We start from the raw sequence: 26438 nt of genomic DNA, 5'->3' as shown, positions 1-26438 counted from the left end.
GCCCGTTTTCATTTGGGCGGCGTGAAGCCTGCCCGCAGGTCCGCCGCCTTGTCGCGCATGACGCAGCCGTGCGCGTGATCATTAACCAGCCCCATCGCCTGCATGAAGGCAAACACCGTGGTGGGGCCGACGAATTTCCAGCCGCGTTTCTTCAGATCCTTCGACATCGCGGTCGAGGCGGGGATGATGCTGGCCGTCTGCGGCTCGGGCAGCTCTTCGGGCCTGGGTTCATACGACCAGACATAGGCCGCCAGACTGCCATGTTCGTCCAGCAGATCGCCCATCCGGCGGGCATTGTTGATCACCGCTTCGATCTTGCCGCGATGGCGGATGATGCCGGCATCGCCCAGCAGCCGGGAGATATCTGTGTCGTCATAGATGGCGATGCGGGTCCAGTCGAACCCGTCGAACGCGGCGCGGAAATTCTCGCGCTTGGCGAGGATGGTGCGCCAGCTTAGGCCGGATTGAAAGCTTTCAAGGCAGAGCTTTTCGAACAGGCGCCGGTCGTCATCCACCGGATAACCCCATTCGCGGTCATGATAGTCGACGAATTCCGGCGCCGCATTGCACCAGCGACAGCGCGGCTGCCCGTCGGGGCCGGGGATCGTGGTGCTCATGCCGCGACCGCGGGCAGCAGAAAGGCGAAATCGGCGCTGGTGCGCGATGGCGTGAGTTCGAGGATCTCGGCGGTCACCACATCCTCGATCACAAAGGGGTCGGCGGCGACGCGGGCCTCGACCTCGGCGCGGGTGGCGGCGCGGGCAAGGATGCCGCCGCCCAATTGCGGCTGAAGGCTGCCCGCAATGTCAAAGATGCCGTCGTCAAACCCCTGTTTCAGCCAGTACACATGGTCTGCCATGAACTCGGGCGCGCGGGCTTTGTTGGTTGAGAATTTCAGCAATATCAGGAACATTTGGCGATTTCCTCAAGTTGTCTTGGAGAGAGTGTCATCGAGCCAGCGGTGCATGTCGGCCACTTCGGTGCCCAGAAACCCTTCGTCGTGAAAGCTTTGCGCCAGCGTGGCCGCGCCCTGGCTGCGGGCCAGCAGATGCATCGCCAGTGCGGATGCGTCGGTGCCCTGTCCGGCCTCGGTGAATTGACGCTGCAACCAGTCGCGAAACAGGGTGAACAGCCCGTTGGCCTGCCCCTGCGCGGCGTGATCCAGCTTGCTGAGTTCGGTACAGAGCGAGCCGACGGGACAGCCGTAACGGGTGATCTTGGCGCGGTTCATGATCATCAGGTCGATGAAACTGGCGATGCGGGCGCGGGGGCTGTCGCCGGTGCCCTGCCAATTCTCCAGCATCTGCGCGGTGCGGGCCAGTCGCAGCCGGATCACCTCGGCCAGGATCTCGTCCTTGGTCTTGAAATGATAATAGAAATTGCCGCGCGAGATACCCACCGCCGCTGCGATATCGGCGAATGAGGTCTGCGCGAATCCCTGCCGGTAGAACAGATCATCGGCGGCAGTGACGATCTGTTCACTGGTCTGAGCTTGTGCCATATCCAACCTCTAGGATGCATGTCCTAAGAGCTCTAGGGCAAGCGTCCTAATTCTGTCAACTCGCGTTCAGCGCCTGCTTTGATACCAGCTCAGCACATAGACCCGGATGGCCGAGGCCAGGCCGGTCTCGGGGTCGCGCGCGGCATCGATATCGCCCGCCAGAACATTGATCGGTATGTCTTTTTCTCGAGCGATCTCGCGAAAGGCCCGCCAGAACGCATCCTCGAGCGAGACCGAGGTTCGGTGCCCCCGCAGCGTCAGCGAACGTTTGACGGGGCGGCCGCTCATTCCTCGACCTCGTGGCCGTCATGATCGCGCCGGGCCTTGTCGGCGCGGGCGCGCTCCAGCTGTTTGTCGGCCTTGCTGCGGCCGAATTTCACCGCGTTTTCATCGGCACGCGCCTTTTTCTCGGCGCGCGCCTTCTGTTTGCGGAACTGGTTGAGGTTGACCGGTTTGCCCATCAGTCGCGCGGCCCGATCATCTGTTCGGGGCGCACCACCCGGTCAAAGGTCTCTCCATCCACAAAGCCCAGCCGCACCGCCTCTTCACGGAGGGTGGTGCCGTTCTTGTGCGCGGTCTTGGCGACCGTGGTGGCGTTGTCATAGCCTATGGTCGGCGCCAGCGCGGTGACCAGCATCAGGCTTTCGCGCATCAACTGGTCGATCCGTGCGGTGTTGGCGCGGATGCCCAGCAGCATCCGCTGTGTGAAACTGTCTGCCGCATCACCCAGAAGTTGCATGGATTGCAACAGGTTATAGGCCATCATTGGATTATAGACATTCAGCTCGAAATGCCCCTGCGAGCCTGCGAACTTGATCGCCGCATCGTTGCCCATCACATGGGCGGCGACCTGGGTCAGTGCCTCGGCCTGGGTCGGGTTGACCTTGCCCGGCATGATCGAGCTGCCGGGTTCGTTTTCGGGCAGAATCAACTCTCCCAGCCCCGACCGGGGGCCGGAACCCAGAAAACGGATATCGTTGGCGATCTTGTAACAACTGCCCGCCACCGTCGCGAGCGCGCCGGACAGGAAGACCATGGCGTCATGGGCGGCAAGCGCCTCGAACTTGTTGGGCGCGGTGACCAGCGGCAGGCCGGTGATCTCGGCCATATTGGCGGCGACCGCCTCGGCCCAGCCCTCGCTTGTATTCAGGCCGGTGCCCACGGCTGTGCCGCCCTGGGCCAGCTCATGAATGCCGGGCAAGGCGGCCTCGATCCGGGCCAGCCCCATGCGGATCTGCTGGGCATAGCCCGAAAACTCCTGTCCCAGGGTCAGCGGCGTCGCGTCCTGCGTATGGGTGCGGCCGATCTTGATGATGTCGTGGAATTCCTCGGCCTTCTGTTCGAGCCCGGCCAGCAGGGCGCGCAGCCCCGGCAACAGCACGTCGCGAGCGGTCATTGCCACCGCCACATGCATCGCGGTGGGAAAGGTGTCGTTCGAGGATTGCCCCATGTTCACATGGTCGTTCGGGTGTACCGGGTCCTTGCTGCCCAGCGTCCCGCCCAGCAGTTCGATGGCGCGGTTGGCGATCACCTCGTTGGCGTTCATGTTCGATTGCGTTCCGGACCCGGTTTGCCACACCACCAGCGGGAAATGGTCGTCCAACTGACCTGCGATAACTTCGCCCGCGGCGGCGATGATCGCATCGGCCAGGTCCGGGGCCAGCGCGCCGGTTTCCTTGTTGCGCCGGGCGCAGGCCTGTTTCACCACGCCCAGCGCGCGGATGACGGCAACGGGCTGACGCTCCCACCCGATGGGGAAATTCTGGATCGAGCGTTGGGTCTGCGCGCCCCAATACCTGTCTGCGGAAACCTCCAGCGGGCCAAAACTGTCTGTCTCGGTGCGGGTCGCGGTCATCTGCATCTCCATCTGGTGGCTTTGTTCCGTCAAAGATAGGGTCTGACGCAGGCAAGGTATAGCGCGGCAGCGATCAAATCGGAGGGGGAGGTGAACTCGTTCATTGTTCCGCCGCGCGCGGCCTGTAATATGTTCGTGAAACCCCAGTACAAAGGAGCGCCCGATGCCTGCCATCTCTCTTTCCGCCCTGACACGTCCGGTTCTGGCGCTGGCATTGCTGATCTCGCTTCTTCTGGTTCCCGATGCCTTTGCCGGAGAGGCGGCCCGCTTTGTCGGCACCTATCAAGGCAGTGCCGAGCTTCAGCGCACCGATGGTACGACCGAAATGCGCGATATGGACGTGATGATCGAGGAAACCAAGGACGGGTTCACCGTCAGTTGGTCAACCACCATCCAGAAGCCGGACGGACGTATAAAGGAAAGCGACTATTCAGTCGATTTCCTGCCCAGCACGCGTGACGGCGTCTATGCCGCCGCGATGCGACGCAATGTGTTCGGCCATACCGTGCAACTCGACCCGATGAAGGGAGAGCCCTATGTCTGGGGCCGCATCGCGGGCGATACGCTGACGGTGTTCTCGCTGTTCGTGGCCGATGACGGCGGATACGAGATGCAGCAATTCGACCGAACCCTTGCCGAGGGCGGGCTGATCCTGAATTTCTCGCGCGTCAAGAACGGTCGGCCAGCCAAGTCGGTCGAGACATTCTTGCAGAAACAATAGCCCGGTTTCGCAACGCCTGCCGCATTCTTGCAAGGATGGCGGGCGTTTTGGATGCGATCACGGATCAGGGTTTGCGGAAACTGTCCAGTGATACCACCTCGGCATCCGGTTTCGGGGCTTCGGGCTCTTCCTCGACCTCGATATCGTCCTCGTCATCCTCGTCGAAATCCGGACTTTCGAAACGTAGGCCGAATTCCACCGACGGATCGACAAAGGTGCGGATCGCGTCATAGGGGATGTAGAGGGGTTCCGGCGAGTCGCCGAAATTGAGCGTGATGGCGAACCCGTCCTCGCCGACGTCGAGATTCTCGTACCAATGCTGCATCACGATGGTCATTTCGCCCGGATAGCGATCGGCCAGCCAGTCTGCCAGTTGCACTCCCTCGTACCGGGTATCGAATGTGATGAAGAAGTGATGCGCGCCCGGCAGGCCGTGCTGTGCCACATCCGCCAGAACCGTCTTGATCAGGCCGCGCATCGCGGTGTGCATCAGGTTGCCGTAGTCGATGTCTCTCGACATGTAGTGTCCCCATTCCGTCTTGAAGCCCAGCATAGGGGATTCGGCTGGAAACAAAAGAGATCCCGGGCCGCATTTCGCAGTTAGGGCGCGTCAGAGGAAATGGCTGCCGGCGCCGGCCAGGGCCAGCAGCAGTACCGTCTCGCCCATGCCCCGGCGCAGCGGGATCATCCAGACCGCTGCCAGCGCGACCAATGCCAGGGCCAGCAGGTCGAGGCTGTTCCAGTCCGGCAGGGGCAGTGCGACCGGCCCTGCGCGCAGCACCGAGATCTCGGAGAACAGCACATGCATGGCGAACCAGAGCGACAGGTTCAGGATAACGCCAACTACAGCCGTAGTTATCGCGGCCAGCGCAGCCGCTGGGCGGGGACGTCCGGCGATATGGTCAAGATAGGGCGCGGCGGTGAAAATCCAGAGAAAACAAGGAACAAAGGTCGCCCAGAGTGCAACCAGGCCCGCGGCGACCGCCAGCGCCGGACCGCCGGCCAGATGGGCGCTCAGCATCGCGACGAACTGGGTGACCAGGATCAGCGGGCCAGGGGTGGTTTCGGCCAGCCCAAGCGCGTCGATCATCTGGGCGGTGGTGATCCAGTGATATTGGTCGACCACCGTCTGTGTCATGTAGGCCAGTACGGCATAGGCGCCGCCAAAGGTGACCACGGCGAGCCGGGCCATGAACCAGCCGATATCGGCCAGCAAGGGCGGACCCGAGACGTCCAACAGTACAAGCGGGACAAGCCAGAGCGCCAGCAACGTTGCGGCGATGCGAAAGGGTGGAGGTGGCAGGGCGGATTTGCCGGCGACGCCCGGCTTGGTGCTAAGAAATCCCCAGAGCGCCGCCGCGGCGACAATCAGTGGAAACGGCAGCGACAAGGCGAAGATCGCCGAGAAGGCGAGCCCTGCGAGAAGCCAGGCTGCCGGTGAGGTCAGCGCCCGTGCCGCCAGTTTGCGCAAGGCCTCGATGACGATGACGATTACCGCCGCCTTGACGCCCAGAAACCCGGCCTGCACCACAGGCACGGTGCCGACCTGCACATAGACTGCCACCAGCGCGGCGATCACCAGCGCGCCGGGCAGCACAAACAACGCTCCCGCCAGCAGGCCGCCCGTCACTCCGCGCAGGCGCCAGCCGGCATAGGTGGCCAGTTGCATGGCTTCGGGGCCGGGCAGCAGCATGCAAAGCGATAATGCGCGCAGAAAGGTCTGCTCGTCCAGCCAGGCGCGGGCCCCGACCAGTTCGCGATGCATCAGAGCGATCTGCGCCGCCGGCCCGCCAAAGGAGAGCAGGCCGATGCGGCCAAAGACACGGGTCAACTGGGCAAGCGACGGCGGCGGACGCATCCCGGGTGTCGCGGCCTCCCCGCCTTGCGCGTCAGTTGCCGTCATGCCAGCGTCCCCCTCGCCATCCCGCCAAGTGCAGAGTGCTGAGCAACCCGGATCGGGAATTTGCAGCGCTGCGGCATCTCGCTATCGCGTCGGGGGGCAGGGCGTCAATGCCGCGGCGCGGTCACGCCCATTCCAGCCGCTGGCCCGTCATGCAGATGGGCAGGGTGTCTGCGGGCATTTGCCCCAGCTGCTCGAACAGCGAGATCAGGTCGAACTGGTTATAGGCCTCGACGATCTTGCCGCCCTTGTACCGGGCCATCACCTGACCCGTGACCTCGATCGGGGCGCCATTGTCGGCGCGCGAGGTATGCACATGCAGGATCGCCGACAGCCAGTCGCCGTTTTCGATCGTCTTGGGGATGTCCACCCGGATATCGCCCAGGTGATAGCGAAAGGCCGAAACGAATTCGCGGAAATCGTCGGCGCCCACCTGCATCTCGGGGATCAGTCCCTCGGCCATCGTGTCGCCGGCAAAGAAATCATCAATCGCATCGACATCGCCTTGCTCCCAAACCCGGGCATACCATTCCTTCAACAACTCGGACTTGTTCATCTGAGCCTCCATCGTCGCTGTCCTCACAATGCGCCCGATTGGTGAACGAATGCTGAATGACGTCGATGAAACGCCGATCAAAAACAGACTTATTTAGGGAAAGTGCAGGTTTCTGTTGCCAGGTACCTGCGAACCCCGCCTTACGCTGCTAGGCGCAAGGGCTTAGATTTCGGTGTTTCGGACTGCTTACGCAGCCAGAGCGACCGGAGCACGATTGTCGTTGGCAATTATGCTTTACGGACCGATAACGGTGGTACCCCGCCGAGACAAAGCTAACCCCTTTAGACGTCCGTCGATCCTGTTTCGGCCCCAAGGTCCCCCAACGAGGGTATCTGGTGGAGCCGCCGGGTACCGCCCCCGGGTCCGATCCGCTTATTACGAGCGCGTTTATGTCCATAGTTCCCGAGGGAACGGCTTGAATATAGTCGCTCCAGCAGCGGTTGCAACGGCAACCGACATCCTGCGAGGAAAACAGGTTGCGGTGCGTTCCCGGAAATCCTTGCAGGATTTCCGGCTGCTTTCCGTGTCGGAAAGCGGTTCAGACCAGGCGGTGGATCGGGGCACTGTTGCAGAAGATGATGATCTGTTCGCGGTTCTGCACCGCCTGAAAGCCACGCTGACGGACTTCTTCCAGGAACCGTTTCATACCGACATATCTCTCGATATCGCGGGTCTTGCGGCGGATCACCTGACCATGGGTGACGGCCTTGCAGTCAAAGACATCCCGGAGCCAGATTTCGGGGGAGAATGGGTTGGTTGAGGCGAACATGCCCCGAATTTGCCCGGCAAGGGTAAATGCGCGGTTAAGACCGCGCCGCCGCGCGGGCCGCCATGACATCATCCTTGAGCGACATCGTATAGTGCATCAGCTCTGCCAGCGCGGTGTCAGCCTGCGCCGCATTCCCTGTTTCGATCGCCTCGGCGATCCGTTCATGCAGCGACACGATGGTGCTGCGCGAGCGCGCGGTAAAGGTGATCATGTTCATGAGCGGCTGCATCGCCTCGACCGCGCCCGCCAGATGATAGGACAGCACCGGATTGGCAGCCGCATCGACCAGCGCCCGGTGAAAGGCCACGTCCGATGCGCAGAACGCCTCGTCGCTGAGATCGGGCGCCCCTTGACGCCGGATCTCGTCTCGCATCGTGGCCAGATGTGCTGCGCTACGTCGTTCCGCGGACAGAGGTGCGCAGGCGCGTTCCAACGCGAAACGCGCCTCGCAGGCAGTGTCAAAACTGACTGCGTTCATCGACAGCAGCAGGGTCGAGGTGGTGATCTGCTGCGCCTGTGCATCCTCGAAACTCAGCCGGTTCACGAAGGCGCCGCCAAATGCACCGCGCTGGGTGCGAATCAGCGATTGTGCCGCCAGCCGCTTCAGGGCCTCGCGCACCGTGGGGCGCGACACCTGAAACTGTTCGGACAGTTCCGCTTCTGAGGGCAGGCGCTCGTCCACGATCAGTGCACCCGACACGATTGCATCCTTGATTGCCTGCGCGATCTGAACCGGAAGATCGGTGGCGCTGTTGGGGTCGATCCGCATATTCAAGGCCCTGCAAGTTATCGGAGCCGGCACGCGACCGGCGAGAAATCATTTGTCTGACATTTAAAAGTCTGACATTTAGACCCTAGGACGTGAGTCGGCCGAGGGCAAGAGCCGGGACCGGGTATCGCGGCGCGGGCAAGCCGGCGGATCACCGCCGTGTCACCGTATGCGCACTTGTTTGGCCCACATCCATGAACGCTCATCTGGAGGTCTGAGCATGGCAAGCATTTTCCCGTCCCGCCGGGTCCGGCGCACTCCTTTCTCCGACGGTGTCGAGGCCGCCGGTGTCAAAGGCTACACGGTCTACAATCACATGCTGCTGCCCACGGTTTTCGACAGTCTGCAAGCGGACTGCGCGCATCTGAAGCAGCATGTGCAGGTTTGGGATGTGGCCTGCGAACGGCAGGTCAGCATCAAGGGATCTGATGCGCTGAGGCTGATGAAGCTGATCAGCCCGCGCGACATGGACCGGATGGCCGATGACCAGTGCTATTACGTGCCGACGGTCGATCATCGCGGCGGCATGCTCAACGACCCGGTGGCGGTGAAACTGGCCGCCGATCATTATTGGCTGTCGCTGGCTGACGGAGATCTGCTGCAATTTGCGCTGGGGATTGCCATCGCCCGGGGCTTTGATGTCGAGATCGAGGAGCCCGATGTGTCGCCGCTGGCTGTCCAGGGCCCCAAGGCGGACGATCTGATGGCGCGGGTCTTTGGCGATACGGTGCGCGATATCCGCTTTTTCCGCTACAAGCGGCTGGCCTTTCAGGGGGTCGAGCTGGTGGTGGCGCGCTCTGGCTGGTCGAAACAGGGCGGCTTTGAAATCTATGTCGAGGGGTCGGAACTGGGCATGCCGCTCTGGAACGCGCTGTTTGCAGCGGGCGAGGACCTGAACGTGCGGGCGGGTTGCCCCAACAACATCGAACGTGTCGAAAGCGGGCTTTTGAGCTATGGCAACGACATGACCCGTGAGAACACGCCTTATGAATGCGGTTTGGGCAAGTTCTGCAACTCTCCCGAGGACTATATCGGCAAGGCGGCTCTGGCCGAACAAGCCAAGAACGGACCGGCGCGTCAGATCCGGGCGCTGGTGATCGGTGGCGAGATTCCGCCTTGTCAGGATGCCTGGCCGCTGCTGGCCGACGGTCGCCGGATGGGGCAGGTGGGGTCTGCGATCCATTCCCCTGAATTCGGCGTGAATGTCGCGATCGGCATGGTGGATCGCAGCCACTGGGCGCCCGGCAGCACGATGGAGGTGGAGACACCCGACGGCATGCGACCGGTTACGGTGCGCGAGGGGTTCTGGCGTTAGAAGGGGGGCGCTGCCCCCGCCGCGGCAGGCCGCGGCTCCCCCGGGATTTTTTTGGCAAGAGGAAAACACCTCTGGGAAGGAAGTGATCAGATGTTCAATGCTTTGGTGGTCGACAAGGACGAAGAGAGCGGCAAGACGCAGGCCGCAGTCAAGCAATTGTCGCTGGCGGATTTGCCCGAAGGCGAGGTAACGGTGGCGGTCGAATACTCCACGGTCAACTACAAGGACGGTCTGTGCATCGGGCCCGGCGGCGGGCTGGTGCGCAAGTATCCGCATGTGCCGGGGATTGATTTTGCCGGCACGGTCGAGGCCTCGTCCGATGAGCGCTACAAGCCCGGCGACAAGGTGGTGCTGACCGGCTGGCGCGTTGGCGAGGCGCATTGGGGCGGTTACAGCCAGAAGGCCAATGTGCGCGCCGACTGGCTGGTGCCGCTGCCCGAGGGGCTGGATACCCGTCGCGCGATGGCGGTGGGCACTGCTGGCTTCACCGCCATGCTGGCGGTGATGGCGCTGGAGGATCACGGCCTGACACCGGGCCATGGGCCGGTTCTGGTTACCGGCGCCGCTGGCGGTGTCGGTTCGGTCGCGACTGCGATCCTGGCTCATCTGGGCTATGAGGTGGCCGGGGTCACCGGGCGGCCCGAGACCGCCGATTACCTGAAATCGCTGGGTGCCACCCAGATCGTGGCGCGTAAAGAGATCAACGAGACCGTGAAACGCCCGCTGGAATCCGAGACCTGGACGGGCTGTGTCGATGCGGTGGGCGGCGCCATGCTGGCGCGGGTGCTGGGCCAGATGAAATACGGCGCCTCGGTCGCCTCTGTCGGTCTGGCCGGGGGCGCGGGCCTGCCTGCTACCGTGATCCCCTTCCTGCTGCGCGGGGTCAACCTGTTGGGCATCGACTCGGTCATGCAGCCCTATGACAATCGGGTTCGGGCTTGGGAGCGGATCGCCCGCGATCTGCCGATGGACAAGCTTGAGGCGATGATCCGGCCCGCCACCCTGTCGGATTTGCCGCAGCTGGGGGCCGATATCCTCAAGGGTCAGGTCCAGGGCCGCGTGGTCGTCGACGTCAACGCCTGATCGGGTGTGAATGGTAAGAGACCCCCGGGGGAAATTCCGGGGGCCTCTCCTTGTCAGGCAGCGGCGGTTTCGAAGAAGCCCACCGAATTGCCGTCGAGGTCCTTGGCGTAAAAGAACCGTCCGGCCGGGAGCGGGATGGCGGGCGAGAGTACCTCGCCACCGGCTTCGGTCACGCGGGCCATGGTCTGTTCCAGCGCACCCTTGGCCGCAAGGTGCAGGGTCGGGCCGCGCCCGTCGCCCGCGGGTTTGCCGGGATAAAGATGCAGGGCCACGCCGGTTTCGGTATTGGCGGGTTTGAACACCGCCATCGGGTTCGGGCCGCTGGTGTCGATGCTCAGTTCTGCACCGGTGACGGTCTGATAGAACGCCAGGCTGCGCTCCATGTCGGTCACGGGCAGTTCGCCCCAGACCAGGAAATGCGCGGGTTTGTAGCTCATCGTCTTACCTCATTGCTTGCGATGAGGGCTGTATCGCCCGGCATGTAGACATATCCTGTCATCAGCGGAGTGACTTGACCCCGCCCCAGTCAGAAGGCATCCATTTGCCAGCAGAAAAGAGGGTCAAGATGGCGCTGGATATCGATTTTGTCCGCAAGCAGTTTCCCGCATTTGCCGAGCCGTCGCTGAACGGTCAGGCGTTTTTCGAAAATGCGGGCGGGTCCTATACTTGTCAGCCGGTGATCGACCGGCTGACCCGGTTCTATACCCAGCGCAAGGTGCAGCCCTATGCGCCCTATGCCGCAAGCCGGCTGGGAGGCGCCGAGATGGACGAGGCGCGGGCGCGCATGGCTGCGATCCTGGGGGTCGAGACCGACGAGTTGAGCTTTGGCCCCTCGACCACGCAGAACACTTATGTTCTGGCCCAGGCGTTCCGCCAATGGATGCAGCCGGGCGAGGCGATCATCGTCACCAATCAGGATCACGAGGCCAATTCCGGTCCCTGGCGACGGCTGGCCGAGGCGGGGGTCGATGTGCGTGAATGGCAGATCGACCCGGAAACCGGGCATCTCAACCCCGAGGATCTGGAGGACCTGCTGGACGAGACGGTGCGGTTGGTCTGTTTTCCGCATTGTTCCAACGTGGTTGGCGAGATCAACCCGGTGACCGAGATCACCGCGATTGCCCATGCCGCTGGTGCCTTTGTCTGTGTCGACGGGGTGTCATATGCACCCCACGGCTTTCCCAATGTCGGAGAGCTGGGACCCGATATCTACCTGTTCTCTGCCTACAAGACCTATGGTCCGCATCAGGGGCTGATGGTGATCCGCCGCCCGCTTGGCGAGTTGCTGCCCAATCAGGGGCATTATTTCAACGCCGAAGTTCTGTACAAACGGTTTACCCCGGCAGGACCCGATCACGCGCAGGTGGCGGCCTGTGCGGGCATGGCCGATTATGTTGACCAATTGGCTACCCATCACGGGGTTGCCGATACCGATGCTGCGGCGCGCGGGGCGGCGGTGCACGACCTGATGCGCACGCATGAGGTGGAGTTGCTGCAACCGCTGCTCGATGCGGTGTCGGTGCGCAACTCGGTGCGCCTGCTTGGCCCGGACCGGGCCGAGGGACGCGCACCGACGGTGGCGCTGGCGCTGAACCGCCCGGCGGAGCCGGTGGCGGCGGAACTGGCGCAATACGGCATCATGGCAGGGGGTGGCGATTTCTATGCGGTGCGCCCATTGGGGGCGATGGGGGTCGATCCGACGCAGGGCGTTCTGCGGCTCAGCTTTACCCATTACACCAGCAAGGCCGAGATCGCGCAGCTGATCGAGGCGCTCGACCGGGTGTTGTGATCCGGGATCGCTTTCGTCTCGTAAAACCTTTGATGAGACGGAGAATTGCGTGACCGAAACCCGACCGATCCTGTACTGGCTGCGGCGCGATCTGCGCCTTGCCGATCATCCCGGCCTGACCGCCGCCGCAGCCAGCGGGCGCCCCGTGATAGCGGTGTTCATCCATGACCAGACGGTGTCGGAACTGGGAGCGGCGCCCGCGTTCCGGCTGGGCCTTGGGCTGGCGCGGTTTGGCGCCACGCTGGGCGAGATCGGCAGCCGGCTGATCCTGCGGCGTGGCCCGGCGCTGGAGGTCTTGCAGGCGCTGATTGCCGAGACCGGCGCTGGGTCTGTCTGGTGGACCCGCGACTATACCCCCCAGGCCATCACCCGTGACAGCGCGGTCAAGGCTGCGATGAAACAGGCGGGGATCGAGGCACGCTCGTTTCGCGGCGCGCTGCTGTTCGAACCCTGGACGGTCGAGACCGGGGCAGGTGGTTTCTACAAGGTTTATACGCCCTTCTGGCGGGCGGTCAGCCAGCGCGAGGTTGCCGTGCCCGATCCCGCGCCCGCGCGCCTTCGTGCGCCTTCGACATGGCCGGGATCCGATGCGCTGTCCGACTGGCGGCTGGATGCGCCGATGCGCCGGGGCGCGGCAGTTGTTGCCCCCCATCAGGCGCCCGGAGAGGCGGCGGCGCTGGAGCGTCTGGACCGGTTCGTCGAAACAGGGATCGGCGGCTATGCCAAATGTCGCGACCTTCCCGCTGGCGAGGGCACCTCGACCCTGTCGGATGCGCTCAGCCTGGGAGAGATCGGGCCGCGCACCCTCTGGCATCGCGCGACCGAGGCAGCACGGCAGGGCGCCGCTGGTGCCGAGACCTGGATGAAGCAACTGGTCTGGCGCGATTTTGCCTATCACCTGATGTATCACACGCCACACCTGCTCAGCGACAACTGGCGTCCGGGCTGGGAGGCGTTTCCGTGGAGTACCGAGCGAACCGATCCCGGCTTTGTCGCCTGGACGCGCGGGCGTACCGGCATACCGCTGGTCGATGCCGCCATGCGCGAGATGTATGTGACCGGGCGTATGCACAACCGCGCCCGGATGATCGCCGCAAGTTACCTGACCAAGCATCTGATGGTGCACTGGAAACTGGGGATGGACTGGTTTGCCGATTGCCTGACCGACTGGGATCCGGCGGCCAATGCAATGGGCTGGCAATGGGTGGCGGGCTGCGGGCCGGATGCCGCGCCCTATTTCCGCATTTTCAATCCGGAGACACAGGCACAGAAGTTCGATGCCGATGGCCGCTATCGCCGACGCTGGATTGCCGAGGGTGAGAGGGAGCCTTCCGAGACGGCGCTTGCCTATTTCGACGCAGTGCCCCGCCATTGGGGCCTGCGGCCCGATGCGGCCTATCCGGCGCCGGTGGTGCCCCTAGATCTGGGGCGAAAACTGGCACTTGCGGCCTATTCCGGAGCCTTTCAGCGAGACACCGACGGAGAACTTGCCTGAGTCGGCATCGCGTCCTAACCTGTCGATCGAACCGCAACGGGGAGGGGCGGATGATCCTGACGTCAACAGAGGGGCAGGAGGGCCTGCCCAGATATTTTCCTCAGGTAATGCAGATGCTTGCCAGGATGGAGGCCGGTCGGCTCGACATTGCCTTGCCGGATGGGCGGGTGTTCCGGTCCGAGGGGGCCGAACCCGGCCCGGTGGCCCGTGTCGATATCCACGATACCGATGTGTTTGCCCGCCTGATCCGCGAGGGTGAACTGGGCTTTTCCGACGCCTACCTCGAGCAGGAATGGAGCACGCCGGACCTACGCGCCTTCATGGATCTGGTACATCAGGGCAACGAGACCGTCTATGACGGGTTTACCGGCCAGTTCCTGGCCCGTGCCTATGAACGGCTGCGATTCTGGCTACAACGCAACCACCGCAAACAGGCCAAGAAAAACATTTCGTACCATTACGACCTGGGTAATGAGTTCTACGGGCTCTGGTTGGACGAGACGATGACCTATTCCAGCGCCCTGTTCGAGACGGGGCAAGAGAGTCTGGAAAAGGCGCAGGAGGCAAAATATGCCAGCCTGATTGACGAGATGGGCGCACTACCGGGTGATCACATCCTTGAAATCGGCTGTGGCTGGGGCGGCTTCGCCGAATATGCCGCGCGCGAGCGCGGGATGCGGGTAACCGGGCTGACGATCAGTCAGGAGCAGATCAAGTTTGCGCGGGAGCGGATTGAAAAGGCGGGGCTTTCCGAGCAAGTCGAGTTCAAGTTGCAGGATTACCGCGACGAGCGTGGCAGTTATGACGGCATTGCCTCGATCGAGATGTTCGAGGCGGTGGGCGAGAAATACTGGCCGGTCTATTTCGACACGCTGCGCGCGCGTCTGAAACCGGGCAAGCGGGCGACGTTGCAGATCATCACCGTCGCGGATCGGCGCTGGGAGATCTATCGCAACGGGGTAGATTTCATCCAGAAATACATCTTTCCCGGCGGCATGCTGCCAGCACCGCGTATTCTGCGCGAGCAGGTGGCGCGGGCGGGGTTGGATTTCGTGCATTCCAAGGAGTTCGGCAAAAGTTATGACCTGACGCTCAGACGCTGGTACGAGACCTTCAACGACAAATGGGATCAGGTGGCGGAACTCGGCTTTGACGACCGGTTCCGGCGGATGTGGAATTTCTACCTCACGTCCTGTGGAGCGGCCTTTGACACCGGCACCTGCGATGTGACACAGATGACGGTGGCACGTCCGAACCACAGCTGAGACCGATCTCCCATGCCTACAGCCGCTCGCCTAGTCGCCGCCCTTTGCCTGGCCCTGCTGGCATTTGTCGTGTCCGAACAGGTCAAGCCGCAACTGCCCGAGGGAACTGATTTCGGCTATTTCAACTGGGTGAATTCCGGGTTGGGCGTGCTTTGCGGCTGGATCGTAATGGGGCCGCGCGCCGGGCGTGGCTTTGTCGGCGGCATCAACAACGGGCTGACCGGGGTTGGGGCGCTGCTGTTCTGGGGTCTGTTTGTGCACGGCGCTTATGAAATGTTCCGGTTGGCCATGCGCAATCGCTATGACGGCCCGTTCGACGCGGTACTGGCAATTTTCGAAGAGGGGGTCGAATTCGGAACCGCCCTGCTGGTGCCGCATATTTTGATAACTCTGTTGATTGGGGCGGTCTTGTCCGGCCTGGCCACCGATATTGCCTGGAAACGGTGGCGCTGACTTCATTTTCATCGAAGGATAGAGACATCCCGTGAGTGATTTGTTCTTTTATGGCACGCTGCGCCACGCGCCGCTGCTGAAACTTGTTCTGGGAGAGGCCGATCCCCTGCCGGATATCATGGCGGCCAGCCTGGCCGATCACGCGGTATTCGGCGTGCAGGATCAGCCCTTTCCGATGATACAGGCAAGGCCGGGGGCGCGGGCCGAGGGGCTGTTCGTGCGGGGCCTGACGCCGCTGCAGCTGGACCGGCTGAATTTCTACGAGGGCGGTTTCGACTACGACCTGCGCCATGTCGACGTCACCCTGGCAGAGGGGTCCGATGCCACCGCGCAGGTCTTCTTTCCGAAAGAGGGTCTCTGGACGCCTGACGCACCATGGCAGTTGGAAGACTGGATCGCGCAATGGGGGCCGCTCAGCCTGCATGCGGCGGCCGAGGTGATGGATTTCCATGGCCGCCTGACTCCGGAGCAGATCTCTCGCAGTTTTCCGGCGATCCGGCTGCGCGCGGCGGCGCGGCTGGCGGCGGCGGCGCGGCCGGCCGATCCCGACCGCGATCTTGCACGCGACGTCGTGGTCGAGCGCCATGAACGGGCTTATGTGAACTATTTTGGCCTGGACGAGCTGGATCTGCGCTTTCGCCGCAATGATGGCACGATGAGCGAGTTGTTGAACCGTGGCGCGCTGGTCACCGGGCAGGTGGCCATCGTGTTGCCCTATGATCCACGGCGCGACCGGGTGCTGCTGGTCGAACAGTTTCGCGTGCCGGTCTACATGATCGGCGATCCCGCCCCGTGGATGCTGGAGGCGGTCGCCGGCATGATCGATCCGGGCGAAACCCCGGAACAGGCGGCGGAACGCGAGTTGCTGGAAGAAGCGCATCTGACGGCGCATCGTCTGGAACCGGCGGGCAGGGCCTATTCCTCGTGCGGGTCGTCGACACAATTCGCCCATCTCTTCGTCGCCCTGGCCGATATTTCCGAGGTAACCGACAGTGGCGGGCTGGAGAGTGAGGGCGAGGATATCCGCACCCATATCCTGACCTTTGATGCGCTGATGGAACTGATCGACACCCAGCAAATCAAGGATCTGGGCCTGGTGGCAGTGGCCAATTGGCTGGCGCGGCATCGCGACCGTCTGCGTGGCTGATCGCGCCCGCGCGCCGTTCCTCGCTTGAGGTCGGGGGCGCGCAGGGCTACATCGGGTGCAACAGGACAAGTTTGTGAGGGCGACATGCGTATTGCACGCGATCTGGCCGAGGCCGTTGGACATACCCCGCTGATCCGGCTGCGCCGGGTCAGCGAAGAGACTGGGTGCGAGATCTACGGCAAGGCCGAGTTCATGAACCCGGGCCAGTCGGTCAAGGATCGCGCCGCGCTCTACATCATCCGCGACGCCATCGCGCGTGGTGACCTTCAGCCTGGCGGCACGATTGTCGAAGGCACCGCCGGAAACACCGGTATCGGCTTGGCGCTGGTCGGCGCGTCCATGGGGTTCAAGACCGTCATCGTGATCCCCGAGACCCAGTCCGAGGAAAAGAAGGACATGCTGCGCCTGGCGGGGGCCGAGCTGGTACAGGTGCCTGCCGCGCCCTATCGCAACCCCAACAATTTCGTGCGTTATTCCGAGCGTCTGGCGCGCGAACTGGCCAAGACCGAACCCAATGGCGCGATCTGGGCCAACCAGTTCGACAATACCGCCAACCGGCAGGCGCATGTGGAAACCACCGGCCCCGAGATCTGGGAGCAGACCGACGGCAAGGTTGACGGGTTTGTCGCGGCGGTGGGCTCGGGCGGTACGCTGGCGGGCGTGGCCGAGGCGTTGCAACCCAAGGGGGTCAAGATCGCGCTGGCCGACCCGATGGGGGCGGGGCTCTATAGCTATTACACCACCGGTGAACTGGCGATGGAGGGCGGCTCGATCGCCGAGGGGATCGGCCAAGTGCGGATCACCCGGAACCTCGAAGGGTTCAAACCCGATTTTGCCTATCAGGTGCCTGATGCCGAGGCGCTGCCTTATATCTTTGACCTGCTGCGGCAGGAGGGGCTGGTGATGGGCGGGTCGACCGCGATCAACATCGCTGGCGCGGTGCGCATGGCGCGCGAGATGGGGCCGGGTCATACCATCGTCACCATGCTGTGCGACTATGGAACCCGTTACCAGTCCAAGCTGTTCAACCCGGATTTCCTGCGCGAGAAGAACCTGCCCGTGCCCGACTGGATGACCCGAGCGCCCAGTTCGATCCCGGGCGTGTTCGAGGACGTCTGACATGAAGATGGGCCAGGTGTTGCGGTCTTTGCTCACCGCGTTGCTGCTGATGACGGCGACCGCGCTCTCGGCCCAGTTGACCGACGAGGGTCGTGCCTATTACGACCGATGGGTACGCACCGCCGAGCGCGCGGAGGAGGTTATCAAACTCAACCGTGCCTCGCAGGCCGCATTCGAGCAATTGCGAGCCGAGGTAAGATCTTACCGGGATACCTTCAACCGGGTTCGGGGCGAGAATTCGGACCGGATCAAGACGTTGGAGGCACAGATCGCAGCGCTGGGGCCCAAGCCCTCTGACGGCGAGAGCGAGGCCGAGGACATCGCCCGGCTGCGCGCGCATCTGAACGATCAACTCGCCAAGCTGACCGTGCCGCGCATCATCTCGGAAGAGGCTTATAGCCGCGCAAATGGCCTGATCAACGAGATCGACCGCATCGTGCGGGCGCGCGACACCAAGGAATTGCTCAAACGCGGGCCGTCACCGCTCAATCCCGAATATTGGCCGGATGCGTGGAAGGACTTAAATCAGGCGATGACGGCGCTGGCCAATGAGGTCGCGTTCAACATGCGCTCGGACGTGGTGCGCGAACGGCTTAAAAGCAACGGCCCGGGCATTCTGCTCTTGAGTGTCGTGGGGCTGGTTCTCCTTGCGCGAGGCCGTAGATGGTCAGAGCAGGCGGGCGACTTCCTGCGCTCGCTGGGAGGCGTCGGAACCGGTGTCTGGTCTTTCGTGGTGTCGCTGCTCAGGATCCTGATCCCTTGGGTCGGTGTCATGTTCCTGGTCCAGGCGCTTGAGATGATGGACATTACCGGCCTGCGCGGAGCACTGATGCTTGACCAGGTGCCTTATTGGGCGGCCGCGATTTTGTATTTCAACTGGATTGGGCGACAGGTCTATCTGTTCAACGCCAATACCGGTTTTCGTTATCTGAGCCAGTCGCAGGTGCGGGTGACGCGGTTGTGTGTCGACCTTCTGGCCGTGATGCTGGTGCTGCACGACCTGATCGTGCTGTTCGAGCGGCTTGAGAATATCCCTGAGGCGACGCGCGCGGTGGCCGGTTTTCCGGTGATCGTCATGACCGCGCTTCTGCTGCTCCGACTACAGCGGGTGCGTGCGCAGCGTCCGGTCAATGAAGGCACGGTGGACAGCACCGAGGCCGCGCGCGGCGGTTCGGGGTTCAGCCGAATAGTCGAGTTCTTGCGGCGTGCTCTCTACCTGCTGGGCATCGCCTCGCCGGTACTGGCGATGTTCGGCTACAACAGTGCCGCCGAGGCGCTGGTCTATCCGGCCGTCAAGACACTGGCGCTGATTGCGGTGCTGGTGATCGTCCAGCGCTTTCTGACCAATGTCTATGGTTGGCTGACCCGCAAGGGCGACGAGGCGGGGGATTCGCTCTTCTCCGTGATCCTCGGTTTCCTGCTGGCAATCCTGGCGCTGCCGCTTCTGGCGCTTTATTGGGGTGCGCGCGAGGCAGAGCTGACCGAGATCTGGTCGCGCATCATGATGGGGTTCGATATCGGCGGAGTGGTCATTTCTCCGTCGAATTTCCTGACCTTCGCGCTGGTCTTTGCCATCGGTTACACCGTCACCCGGCTGTTGCAGGGGGGGTTGCGCAATTCGTTGCTGCCAAAGACGCGGCTTGATCCGGGTGGCCAGAACGCCATCGTGGCCGGGACCGGGTATCTGGGCATCTTTCTGGCCGCGCTTTTGGCGATCACCACGGCGGGCTTCGATCTCTCCTCTCTGGCGATTGTCGCTGGTGCGCTGTCGGTCGGGATCGGTTTTGGTCTTCAGACCATCGTGTCGAATTTCGTCTCCGGTATCATCCTGCTGATCGAACGGCCGATCTCCAAGGGTGACTGGATCGATGTGAACGGGAAAATGGGCTATGTGCGCGACATTTCGGTCCGCTCGACCCGGATCGAAACCTTTGACCGCACCGATGTGATCATCCCCAACTCGGACCTGATCAGTGGCAGCGTGACCAACTATACCCGTGGCAATACGGTGGGCCGCGTGATCGTACCGGTGGGCGTGGCCTATGGCACCGACACCCAGAAGGTCGAAGCGGTCCTGCGCGAGATCGCCGAGGCGCATCCGATGGTGCTGGCCAATCCTGCCCCCAGCGTGGTGTTCCAGCGCTTTGGCGCGGATTCGCTCGATTTCGAGATCCGGGCGATATTGCGCGACGTGAACTGGGCATTGTCGGTCAAGTCCGACATGAACCACGAGATCAACCGACGATTCGTGGAAGAGGGGATCGAGATACCCTTTGCCCAGCGTGACATCTGGCTGCGCAATCCCGAGGCGCTGACCGGGAAAGCTGCGGCAAAACAGGCTGCGGTCGAGCCGACGACCGAGACCCCGCCTGCCATGCTGACCGAGACCGACATGGATGGAGGCACCGGAGATGACTACTGAACCGCTGTTCATGCAGGACGCCTATCGGCGCGAGGCCCCGGCGCGGGTAACGGGCCTGACCGAAGAGGGCGGTGTGATCCTTGACCGTTCGTTGTTCTATGCCACCGGCGGCGGCCAACCCGGTGACAGCGGGTGGATCCGCTGGGGCGGGGGTGAGATGGCGGTCGAAACGGCGATCAAAGCGGGCGACGGCGCCATCGCGCTGATTCCGGCCGAGGGTGCGATGCCGCCCGCCGTGGGAACCGAGGTGTCGCAGCATCTCGACTGGGACCGCCGCCACGCCCACATGCGAGTCCATACCGCGCTTCACCTCCTGTCGGTGGTCATCCCACTTGAGGTTTCAGGCGGCGCGATTGCGGCCGGTAAAGGGCGGCTTGACTTCAACATGCCCGATGCGCCCGAGGACAAGGAAGCGCTGGAACAGGCGTTGCAGGCGCTGATCGACCGCAACTTGCCGGTGACCGAGGACTGGATCACCGATGAAGAACTCGATGCCAACCCGGCGCTGGTCAAGACCATGTCGGTCTCGCCGCCGCGCGGCAGCGGCCGGGTGCGGCTGGTGCGGATCGGGCAGGGGGACGATCAGGTCGATCTGCAACCTTGTGGCGGGACCCACGTGGCCCGCACCGGGGAGATCGGGACGATCCGGCTGGGCAAGATCGAAAAGAAGGGCCGCCAAAACCGCCGCGTCTATCTGCATCTGGACGGTTAGCGACAAAGGGAAAAAGCCCCTTGCAAATCTCGGCCCGATGGTCGAAATACGCCGTCACGGACAGTTGGCCGAGTGGTCGAAGGCGCACGCCTGGAAAGTGTGTAGGCGGGGAACCGTCTCGAGGGTTCGAATCCCTCACTGTCCGCCACTTGCCCTCAAGGTACTGTTCTCCCCACCCGGCTGCGGCCGGATTTTTCCGTTGCTTTCGAGGGTTATGGGTGGTGGGCTATGCCCCACGCTAAACTATCCTCGCCGCGTTGCACGCGCGTCTCTCGGCGTTGCCCGCCGCCGCCTTGCGCGGTGACGTTTTGCCCGAGCGCGTGCCCACAGCTGGCCTGCTGATCCTGCGCGACGGCGAGCCGGTGGTTTTGGTTCAAAGTTTCCGCAAGTATGCCCAGGAAACATACCCCTTGAGCCGACGAGCTTGCTCCAAGGATACACTGCACCAGCGCGTTCCGCCGGTCTGCTCGCAAGAGTGGACTTGCAGCACGGTGCCGTTTGGCAAGCCAAGGATCACGCGGTACCCCGTTCCTGGGCCTGCGCGCATCTTGAGCATTTCATCCGCTTCGACGCCGGAAACCTCGAAGCGTCCGAGCGACGCGGCCGCTACAGGGTTGGAACTCAGGAAAGTTCCGATAGAAACCGCCGCAAGTGCGACGAAAAAGGCTTTGCGCATCGTCTTCTCCTGTAATTCGCCTCGACAGGGAGCGTAGTTTGTCAGCCCGCTGAAAGAAACAGCGGCACGAATGCAGGGTTCGACTTTCACGACCAATCCGGCTCTCCAAGCGGCTTTGCCGCATTCCGAGCGGGCGCTCGATTGCGTACCGGGGTTGATTAAGGCGAACTGGGCGGAGGACAAGAACTGGTGACGCCGGCTTGCGGGACACGACGGCCACCGCAGACAGATCACATTCGATACCAGTTTTCGACCGCTCGGGCGGCGGCTTCGGGGTCCATGACAGCTTCGATCGCTGCTATCGCGTCCTCGACTTCTCCGGGCGACGCGAAGATCTCCGAAACCCCGCCCTGAATATCGTGGGGCGATCCGCTGCTTGCATAGAACATGTCCACGTCCAGAGCCCAGGCGTTCCGGTGTTGCAGCAGATGGTCGAAGAACAGGCGGTACAATGCCGCGTCATATGCGGGCGTGCTTTCGCCTTCCGCCGCTTGGACCAGCCCAAGTTCGATGGACTTCGTGCAGGTCAGCTTCCAGGCCAGGTCCATGGTGGCGGGAGGAGCATCCCTGGCCTCATCCGGATGCCTTGGGTTCGCGAAGGTTTCTCTCCGAAGGGCTTCCAGCTTTACCCGCATCTCCCTGGTCGGCACCGGATAAACAAAAGCCGTCTCCTGCGATACCAGGGCGGCCTCAACCTCATCGGGAAGCACTTTCACAAACTCGGAAAACCTGTTTCCGACGATGGGGACCTCTCCGACAAGAAGGTCCGCGTGATCCGGATGCATGTCCAGCCAGCGTGCAATGGCCTGCCGTCCCCATAATCCGGCGGCCATTCGGACGATCGGGTGGCTTCCGTCCGCGACATCCGGGTAGCGTGCCAGAATTTCATCCGTCTGAAACATTGCCAGGCCCGCATCCCAGCGCATCAAATGCACGCGGCGCCCGGCATCCCCTGCGATCGAGAGGAGCGCGCGGAGAAAGAACGATTTGCCGGACGCTGGCAGCCCGGTGAAAAAGATCATGCGGCAGTTTCGGGCCATCCCGGTCAGAATTCTGCCATTCTCGGTCTCTGCGAAACCACGGTCTGTCATAGCCTTTCCTCGCAGGCCGTCATTGCTCGGGCCAGGCCTGTGAACCACGCGGCTTTGTCTTCTTCTGACTCGATGGCCGGATCATGATCCCGCGACCTGCGGCGCAGAGGCTGTTAGCCGAAACGCCCAATGCGCAAAGATCGCGAGCAGCATCATGCCGGCACCCAGTACGAAGGCGACGCTCACATTGCCGATGTAATCGGCAAGGACGCCCGCCAAGGCCGGGGCGATCATCATCAGCACATAATACATGGAGTAGAACACGCCGGTCCCGAAGGTGCGCATGTCGGGCGCAAGGATAAGGCCGGGCATGGCAACCATGGGCCCGGGCGCCAGCCCGGCCAGCAGGCCGCCCAGCACGAGTGCGGCAAGCAAAAAGCTGTTTGGCAGCAAAAATACTGCCGGAAAGACGAGCATTCCGCCAACCAGACTTACGAGGATGATCCGATTGGGCTTTCCGGTCCGATCCGCCAGCCATCCGCCGACCGGAATCGATGTCGTGGCCGCAATGATGTAAAAGCTGATCGCGGAACTGGCCGCGATGACCGGCATTCCGCGCTCAGCGAGAACAAGGGCGCCAAAGCTGAAGATCATTGCGAATGCGCAATTGTAGAGGCCCCACAGAACCGCGGCGCATGCCAATGGCGTCCAGGGCAGAGCGGAGAAGCTGATCCGCGCGTTACTTGCTACCGCGCCGGGCGGTACCTTGTAGACGAAGGCGAAAAGCAGAAGGGCCGCCACGGTGAGGATCGTCAGGGCGATCCAGGCTGTCCGTAAATCTGCGTTGGCGGCGATTGGCGGCAGTATCAGCAGACCAAGCGCGATCCCGACGGGCCAGGAACTGATGAAGATCGCCAGAGCCGTTGAAACATTCCTCCCGGCGAACCAGTCGATCACCATCTTGGTCATCAGAACGTTGAGAACCAGCCCGCCCATGGCTGAAATGATCCGACCGGCAACAGCCCATGCAAGAGTCGTCGTTGTCATGAATATCGCCGCGCCGATGACCATGAGCACCAGACTTGCGGTGACTGTCCGCTTGTCACCAAACCAGCTTGCAACCGCACCGCCTGCAACCGCGACAATGATACCGGGTCCCGAGAAGAGACCGATCAGGATTCCTATCTCCGTGAGCGTTATCGCGAGGCTGTCCATGATGAACGGAGACAGCGCCGCAACGGACTGGAACTGGATAGCCATGACCGTTCGGGCGAAAAACAGCACAAACAGAACAACCCATCGCTTCGGCAAGAGAGAATTCCTCCAAGACAACGATACGATGTGAAGTGATCTGCGGCGTGTCTCAGCCACGCTAAGTCCAAAGTCGAGAAGCATGCAAGCGTTTTGGTCTCACGCACGATTGAGGCTGAGTTCCCATAGGTCCGCTTAAGCCTCCGCCCCGACTTTTTGTGTCTCTGCAGGTTAGCGAACAACAATGCCCACCACCCGCGAAACCATCCTCACAGCGCTGCACGCGCGGCTGTCGGTGGTGCCCGCCACCGTGCTCCGAGGTGAGGTCCTGCCCGAGCGCGTGCCGCCTGCAGGTCTATTGATCCTGCGGGATGGCGAGCCGGGCGAGCCCGAGGTGACGCTGTCACCGCTCGCCTTCCACTACCAGCACCGCGCCGAGATCGAGGCTGTCGTGCAGGGCGGCGACCGTGACGCCGCCTTCGATACGCTGACTGCCAGCATCGGCGCTGCGCTTGTCGCTGACCGCACTCTGGGCGGGCTCTGCGACTGGGTCGAGGCGGAAGCGTCGCGCCGGTTGATCTGCCGGTCGAGGGCGCGGCGAGCCTGAAGGCGGCCATGATCCCGGTGGTGCTGCACTATTCCACGGCCGATCCGCTGACTTGACAGAAACCGGAGGTCAGGTGCTGCCCTGCGATGCGCGGGAACAGGCCGCATTCACTTCGGCCCCGGCCTCGATGACGAGCTTCGAGTAGGAAATTTCTCCGGACACGCGAGCGCTGGATTGCAGTCGGACGTCACCGCCGACGATCCGACCCTCGAAACTACCCTTGATCGCGATACTTCGGGCACGCAGCTCACCGACGGCCGACCCACCATCCTGGATCACGATGCCGTCGGCGACAATCGTACCGTCGGCATGTCCAAACAGTTCCATGAACCCCGGGACCGTGAGATCGCCCGAAAGTTTTGTTCCTGCGGCGAGATGCGATCGACCGCCGCGTTGGCCGGTCGGTGTTTGAGAATGCGATGATGGGTCGGTCTGCGACATGGTCTGTAATCCTCGAACGGCCTGCTGGCATGGCCAGCATCGCCGAAGTAACGGCATTCTGAGACCTTAGCGGCCTCCGTCCCCCGAAAGATAGACCAAAACATTCCTGATAAAGGAGAACACCATGGCACGAGCCCAAGGGGCGCGGGCGCAGATGGCGCTTGCGTTCGAGACCGTCTATGGCACGCCGCGGTGATGTCAGGGGAACTTGGCTTGCGACAGGGCGGGGGCCTGAGTAGCTAATTGGGATGATGAAGCCTGACCAGTTCAAATACTTCAAGACGAGCCGCGAGGTCATCCGCCTGGCGGTGATGCTGTACGTCAGATTTTCACTGTCGCTGCGCAATGTCGAGGATCTGCTGCATGAGCGCGGGATCGACATCAGCCATGAATCCGTGCGGTTCTGGTGGAACAGGTTCGGCCCGATGTTCGCCTCCCAAATCCGCAAGAAACGCGCCGAGCGCCTGTGCTCGGGTCCGCAGTGGCGTTGGCACCTGGACGAAATGTTCCTGAAGATCAACGGAGAACGGCACTACCTTTGGCGGGCCGTCGACCACGAGGGCGAGGTCCTGGAGAGCTTTGTCACGAAGACGAGGGACAAGAAAGCCGCGTTGAAATTCAAAAGGAAATCAATGAAGCGCTACGGTCGGCCGCACGTCTTCGTAACAGACAAGCTTCGATCCTACGGCGCCGCGCTGAAGGAGGTCGGAGCTACGGACCGGCATGAGACAGGTCGCTGGCTGAACAACAGAGCGGAAAATTCGCACCTGCCGTTTCGACGACGAGAACGGGCGATGCAACGCTTTCGGCGCATGCGAAGTTTACAGAAATTCGCCGCCGTCCATGCCTCGATTTACAACCTCTTCAATTCTGAACGCAGCCTCTACACCAGTCCAAATTTCAAGATGAACCGTGCCGCTGCTCTGGCCGATCCTCAACGCACTCCGATCACATCTGGCGGAGTTCGGGATGATCACCGCGCAGGGCCCACGGAAGGTTGTCGACCTCGTCCGGCGCCTGAGCGATCCCGACGACGGGCTGGACCTGCCAGCTCTCGCTCGGTCGGCGCTTCTGTCGCTGGCCGCCCAGCTTGATATCCTGGCCAAAGAGATAGGCAAGATCGAACGACAGCTGATGGCGTGGCATCGGCAGAGTGCGGCGAGCCGGCGGCTCGAAACGATCCCGGGCGTGGGCATCATCACCGCCACGGCGCTCGCGGCCAGCGTGCCGGATCCGTCCGTGTTCAAATCGGGCCGGCAGTTTGCGGCTTGGCTCGGGCTCGTGCCGCGGCAGAACTCGTCTGGCGGGAAGGAGCGATTGGGGCGCGTGTCGAAGATGGGGAACGGCTACCTGCGCCGCTTGCTGGTCGTCGGCGCCACCTCGGTGACACGGCGCGTGACAACTACTGACACCCGGACCGGGGCCTGGGTCAGATCCCTGCTTGAACGTAAGCCAACGCGGCTCGTGACCGTGGCCATCGCCAACAAGACAGCGCGCAGGGCTTGGGCGCTGCTCGTGAAGGGAGAGAACTACAGGGCTGCGCCGGCGATCTGACGAAGGA

At 62.7% G+C, this 26438-nt stretch carries 28 protein-coding genes, 1 tRNA gene, 1 other RNA gene and 3 pseudogenes; 17 read left to right on the top strand and 16 right to left on the bottom strand.

The window, feature by feature from the left end; genetic code table 11:
- Window positions 1-8: 8 nt before the first annotated feature.
- From AC2FL1_RS12825 to fumC, 6 genes are all read right to left on the bottom strand, one after another.
- Window positions 9-617: a DNA-3-methyladenine glycosylase I gene (locus AC2FL1_RS12825; protein WP_496877192.1), complete on the bottom strand. Its 609-nt coding sequence runs from the start codon at window positions 615-617 to the stop codon at window positions 9-11.
- Window positions 614-913, bottom strand: coding sequence for a YciI family protein (locus AC2FL1_RS12820; RefSeq protein ID WP_496877191.1), 300 nt, complete (start codon window positions 911-913; stop codon window positions 614-616). The genes AC2FL1_RS12825 and AC2FL1_RS12820 overlap by 4 nt, the downstream gene beginning before the upstream one ends.
- Window positions 914-925: 12 nt before the next feature.
- Window positions 926-1501 carry a TetR/AcrR family transcriptional regulator gene (locus tag AC2FL1_RS12815; RefSeq protein ID WP_496877219.1) on the bottom strand — a complete coding sequence of 192 codons (576 nt, stop codon included), beginning with the start codon at window positions 1499-1501 and terminating at the stop codon, window positions 926-928.
- Window positions 1502-1567: 66 nt separating this feature from the next.
- A complete protein-coding gene (locus tag AC2FL1_RS12810) occupies window positions 1568-1789 on the bottom strand; it encodes a ribbon-helix-helix domain-containing protein (RefSeq protein WP_496877190.1) in 222 nt (73 codons plus the stop codon).
- Window positions 1786-1962: a DUF4169 family protein gene (locus AC2FL1_RS12805; protein ID WP_496826040.1), complete on the bottom strand. Its 177-nt coding sequence runs from the start codon at window positions 1960-1962 to the stop codon at window positions 1786-1788. Before AC2FL1_RS12805 ends, AC2FL1_RS12810 begins: the two co-directional genes overlap by 4 nt.
- Window positions 1962-3356, bottom strand: coding sequence for a class II fumarate hydratase (gene fumC / locus AC2FL1_RS12800; protein WP_496877189.1), 1395 nt, complete (start codon window positions 3354-3356; stop codon window positions 1962-1964). Before fumC ends, AC2FL1_RS12805 begins: the two co-directional genes overlap by 1 nt.
- 163 nt (window positions 3357-3519) lie before the next feature.
- Between fumC and AC2FL1_RS12795 the strand changes: the two genes are divergently transcribed.
- Window positions 3520-4077, top strand: coding sequence for a hypothetical protein (locus tag AC2FL1_RS12795; protein WP_496826037.1), 558 nt, complete (start codon window positions 3520-3522; stop codon window positions 4075-4077).
- A 64-nt stretch (window positions 4078-4141) separates the two neighbouring features.
- On the opposite strand, the gene AC2FL1_RS12790 is transcribed toward AC2FL1_RS12795, so the two are convergent.
- The 4 genes from AC2FL1_RS12790 to ssrA form a co-directional block, all read right to left on the bottom strand.
- Window positions 4142-4597, bottom strand: coding sequence for an SspB family protein (locus AC2FL1_RS12790; protein WP_496877188.1), 456 nt, complete (start codon window positions 4595-4597; stop codon window positions 4142-4144).
- Window positions 4598-4687: 90 nt separating this feature from the next.
- Window positions 4688-5980 carry a chromate efflux transporter gene (gene chrA, locus AC2FL1_RS12785; RefSeq protein ID WP_496877187.1) on the bottom strand — a complete coding sequence of 431 codons (1293 nt, stop codon included), beginning with the start codon at window positions 5978-5980 and terminating at the stop codon, window positions 4688-4690.
- Between the two features lie 121 nt (window positions 5981-6101).
- On the bottom strand, window positions 6102-6545 hold the full coding sequence (locus AC2FL1_RS12780) for an ester cyclase (protein WP_496877186.1): 444 nt from the start codon (window positions 6543-6545) through the stop codon (window positions 6102-6104).
- Window positions 6546-6634: 89 nt separating this feature from the next.
- Window positions 6635-6983: a transfer-messenger RNA gene (gene ssrA / locus AC2FL1_RS12775) on the bottom strand.
- On the opposite strand from ssrA, the gene AC2FL1_RS12770 reads away from it, so the two are divergent.
- Window positions 6949-7293: a hypothetical protein gene (locus tag AC2FL1_RS12770; RefSeq protein WP_496877185.1), complete on the top strand. Its 345-nt coding sequence runs from the start codon at window positions 6949-6951 to the stop codon at window positions 7291-7293. The two genes, ssrA and AC2FL1_RS12770, sit on opposite strands and share 35 nt — an antisense overlap.
- Window positions 7294-7336: 43 nt before the next feature.
- Here the strand turns inward: AC2FL1_RS12770 and AC2FL1_RS12765 are convergent, their stop codons facing one another.
- Entirely contained in the window at window positions 7337-8071 is a 735-nt protein-coding gene (locus tag AC2FL1_RS12765; RefSeq protein WP_496877184.1) for a FadR/GntR family transcriptional regulator, read from the bottom strand.
- 220 nt (window positions 8072-8291) lie between these two features.
- Here AC2FL1_RS12765 and AC2FL1_RS12760 point away from each other — a divergent pair, with 220 nt between their 5' ends.
- Entirely contained in the window at window positions 8292-9386 is a 1095-nt protein-coding gene (locus AC2FL1_RS12760) for a dimethylsulfoniopropionate demethylase (RefSeq protein ID WP_496877183.1), read from the top strand.
- Window positions 9387-9476: 90 nt separating this feature from the next.
- The gene (gene acuI, locus AC2FL1_RS12755) at window positions 9477-10469 is read left to right on the top strand and encodes an acryloyl-CoA reductase (RefSeq protein ID WP_496877182.1); all 993 of its coding nucleotides are present in this window, start codon (window positions 9477-9479) and stop codon (window positions 10467-10469) included.
- A 53-nt stretch (window positions 10470-10522) separates the two neighbouring features.
- Here acuI and AC2FL1_RS12750 read toward each other — a convergent pair whose 3' ends face one another.
- A complete protein-coding gene (locus AC2FL1_RS12750) occupies window positions 10523-10906 on the bottom strand; it encodes a VOC family protein (protein ID WP_496826022.1) in 384 nt (127 codons plus the stop codon).
- A 128-nt stretch (window positions 10907-11034) separates the two neighbouring features.
- On the opposite strand from AC2FL1_RS12750, the gene AC2FL1_RS12745 reads away from it, so the two are divergent.
- From AC2FL1_RS12745 to AC2FL1_RS12700, 10 genes and pseudogenes are all read left to right on the top strand, one after another.
- A complete protein-coding gene (locus tag AC2FL1_RS12745) occupies window positions 11035-12258 on the top strand; it encodes an aminotransferase class V-fold PLP-dependent enzyme (RefSeq protein WP_496877181.1) in 1224 nt (407 codons plus the stop codon).
- 49 nt (window positions 12259-12307) lie between these two features.
- Window positions 12308-13753 carry a cryptochrome/photolyase family protein gene (locus tag AC2FL1_RS12740; RefSeq protein WP_496877180.1) on the top strand — a complete coding sequence of 482 codons (1446 nt, stop codon included), beginning with the start codon at window positions 12308-12310 and terminating at the stop codon, window positions 13751-13753.
- Between the two features lie 50 nt (window positions 13754-13803).
- Entirely contained in the window at window positions 13804-15018 is a 1215-nt protein-coding gene (locus tag AC2FL1_RS12735) for a class I SAM-dependent methyltransferase (RefSeq protein WP_496877179.1), read from the top strand.
- Between the two features lie 12 nt (window positions 15019-15030).
- A complete protein-coding gene (locus AC2FL1_RS12730) occupies window positions 15031-15471 on the top strand; it encodes a TrgA family protein (RefSeq protein WP_234144088.1) in 441 nt (146 codons plus the stop codon).
- 31 nt (window positions 15472-15502) lie between these two features.
- Entirely contained in the window at window positions 15503-16618 is a 1116-nt protein-coding gene (locus AC2FL1_RS12725; RefSeq protein ID WP_496877178.1) for an NUDIX domain-containing protein, read from the top strand.
- A gap of 84 nt (window positions 16619-16702) precedes the next feature.
- A complete protein-coding gene (locus AC2FL1_RS12720; RefSeq protein WP_496877177.1) occupies window positions 16703-17737 on the top strand; it encodes a cysteine synthase A in 1035 nt (344 codons plus the stop codon).
- A 1-nt stretch (window position 17738) separates the two neighbouring features.
- On the top strand, window positions 17739-20159 hold the full coding sequence (locus AC2FL1_RS12715; protein ID WP_496877176.1) for a DUF3772 domain-containing protein: 2421 nt from the start codon (window positions 17739-17741) through the stop codon (window positions 20157-20159).
- Entirely contained in the window at window positions 20149-20871 is a 723-nt protein-coding gene (locus AC2FL1_RS12710) for an alanyl-tRNA editing protein (protein ID WP_496877175.1), read from the top strand. The genes AC2FL1_RS12715 and AC2FL1_RS12710 overlap by 11 nt, the downstream gene beginning before the upstream one ends.
- Before the next feature lie 58 nt (window positions 20872-20929).
- A tRNA-Ser gene (locus AC2FL1_RS12705) sits at window positions 20930-21019 on the top strand.
- Between the two features lie 97 nt (window positions 21020-21116).
- A pseudogene (locus AC2FL1_RS12700) lies at window positions 21117-21233 on the top strand (acyl-CoA transferase); the annotation flags it as partial.
- A gap of 11 nt (window positions 21234-21244) precedes the next feature.
- On the opposite strand, the gene AC2FL1_RS12695 reads toward AC2FL1_RS12700, so the two are convergent.
- The 3 genes from AC2FL1_RS12695 to AC2FL1_RS12685 form a co-directional block, all read right to left on the bottom strand.
- The gene (locus tag AC2FL1_RS12695; RefSeq protein ID WP_496877174.1) at window positions 21245-21547 is read right to left on the bottom strand and encodes an SH3 domain-containing protein; all 303 of its coding nucleotides are present in this window, start codon (window positions 21545-21547) and stop codon (window positions 21245-21247) included.
- A 230-nt stretch (window positions 21548-21777) separates the two neighbouring features.
- On the bottom strand, window positions 21778-22638 hold the full coding sequence (locus AC2FL1_RS12690; protein WP_496877173.1) for a hypothetical protein: 861 nt from the start codon (window positions 22636-22638) through the stop codon (window positions 21778-21780).
- A gap of 81 nt (window positions 22639-22719) precedes the next feature.
- Window positions 22720-23889 (bottom strand): MFS transporter, encoded by a 1170-nt coding sequence (locus tag AC2FL1_RS12685; RefSeq protein WP_496877172.1) that lies wholly within the window; start codon window positions 23887-23889, stop codon window positions 22720-22722.
- A gap of 184 nt (window positions 23890-24073) precedes the next feature.
- Between AC2FL1_RS12685 and AC2FL1_RS12680 the strand changes: the two are divergent.
- Window positions 24074-24492 (top strand): annotated as a pseudogene (locus AC2FL1_RS12680) (acyl-CoA transferase).
- 13 nt (window positions 24493-24505) lie between these two features.
- On the opposite strand, the gene AC2FL1_RS12675 reads toward AC2FL1_RS12680, so the two are convergent.
- The gene (locus AC2FL1_RS12675) at window positions 24506-24877 is read right to left on the bottom strand and encodes a bactofilin family protein (RefSeq protein WP_496830716.1); all 372 of its coding nucleotides are present in this window, start codon (window positions 24875-24877) and stop codon (window positions 24506-24508) included.
- A 251-nt stretch (window positions 24878-25128) separates the two neighbouring features.
- On the opposite strand from AC2FL1_RS12675, the pseudogene AC2FL1_RS12670 reads away from it, so the two are divergent.
- Window positions 25129-25815, top strand: a pseudogene (locus tag AC2FL1_RS12670) (IS6 family transposase); the annotation flags it as partial.
- Window positions 25816-25846: 31 nt separating this feature from the next.
- Window positions 25847-26431 carry an IS110 family RNA-guided transposase gene (locus tag AC2FL1_RS12665; protein WP_496877171.1) on the top strand — a complete coding sequence of 195 codons (585 nt, stop codon included), beginning with the start codon at window positions 25847-25849 and terminating at the stop codon, window positions 26429-26431.
- The last annotated feature ends 7 nt before the right edge of the window (window positions 26432-26438 follow it).

Source organism: Ruegeria sp. YKSF070, assembly GCF_059612725.1.
This window is presented reverse-complemented; position numbering and strand designations above follow the sequence as displayed.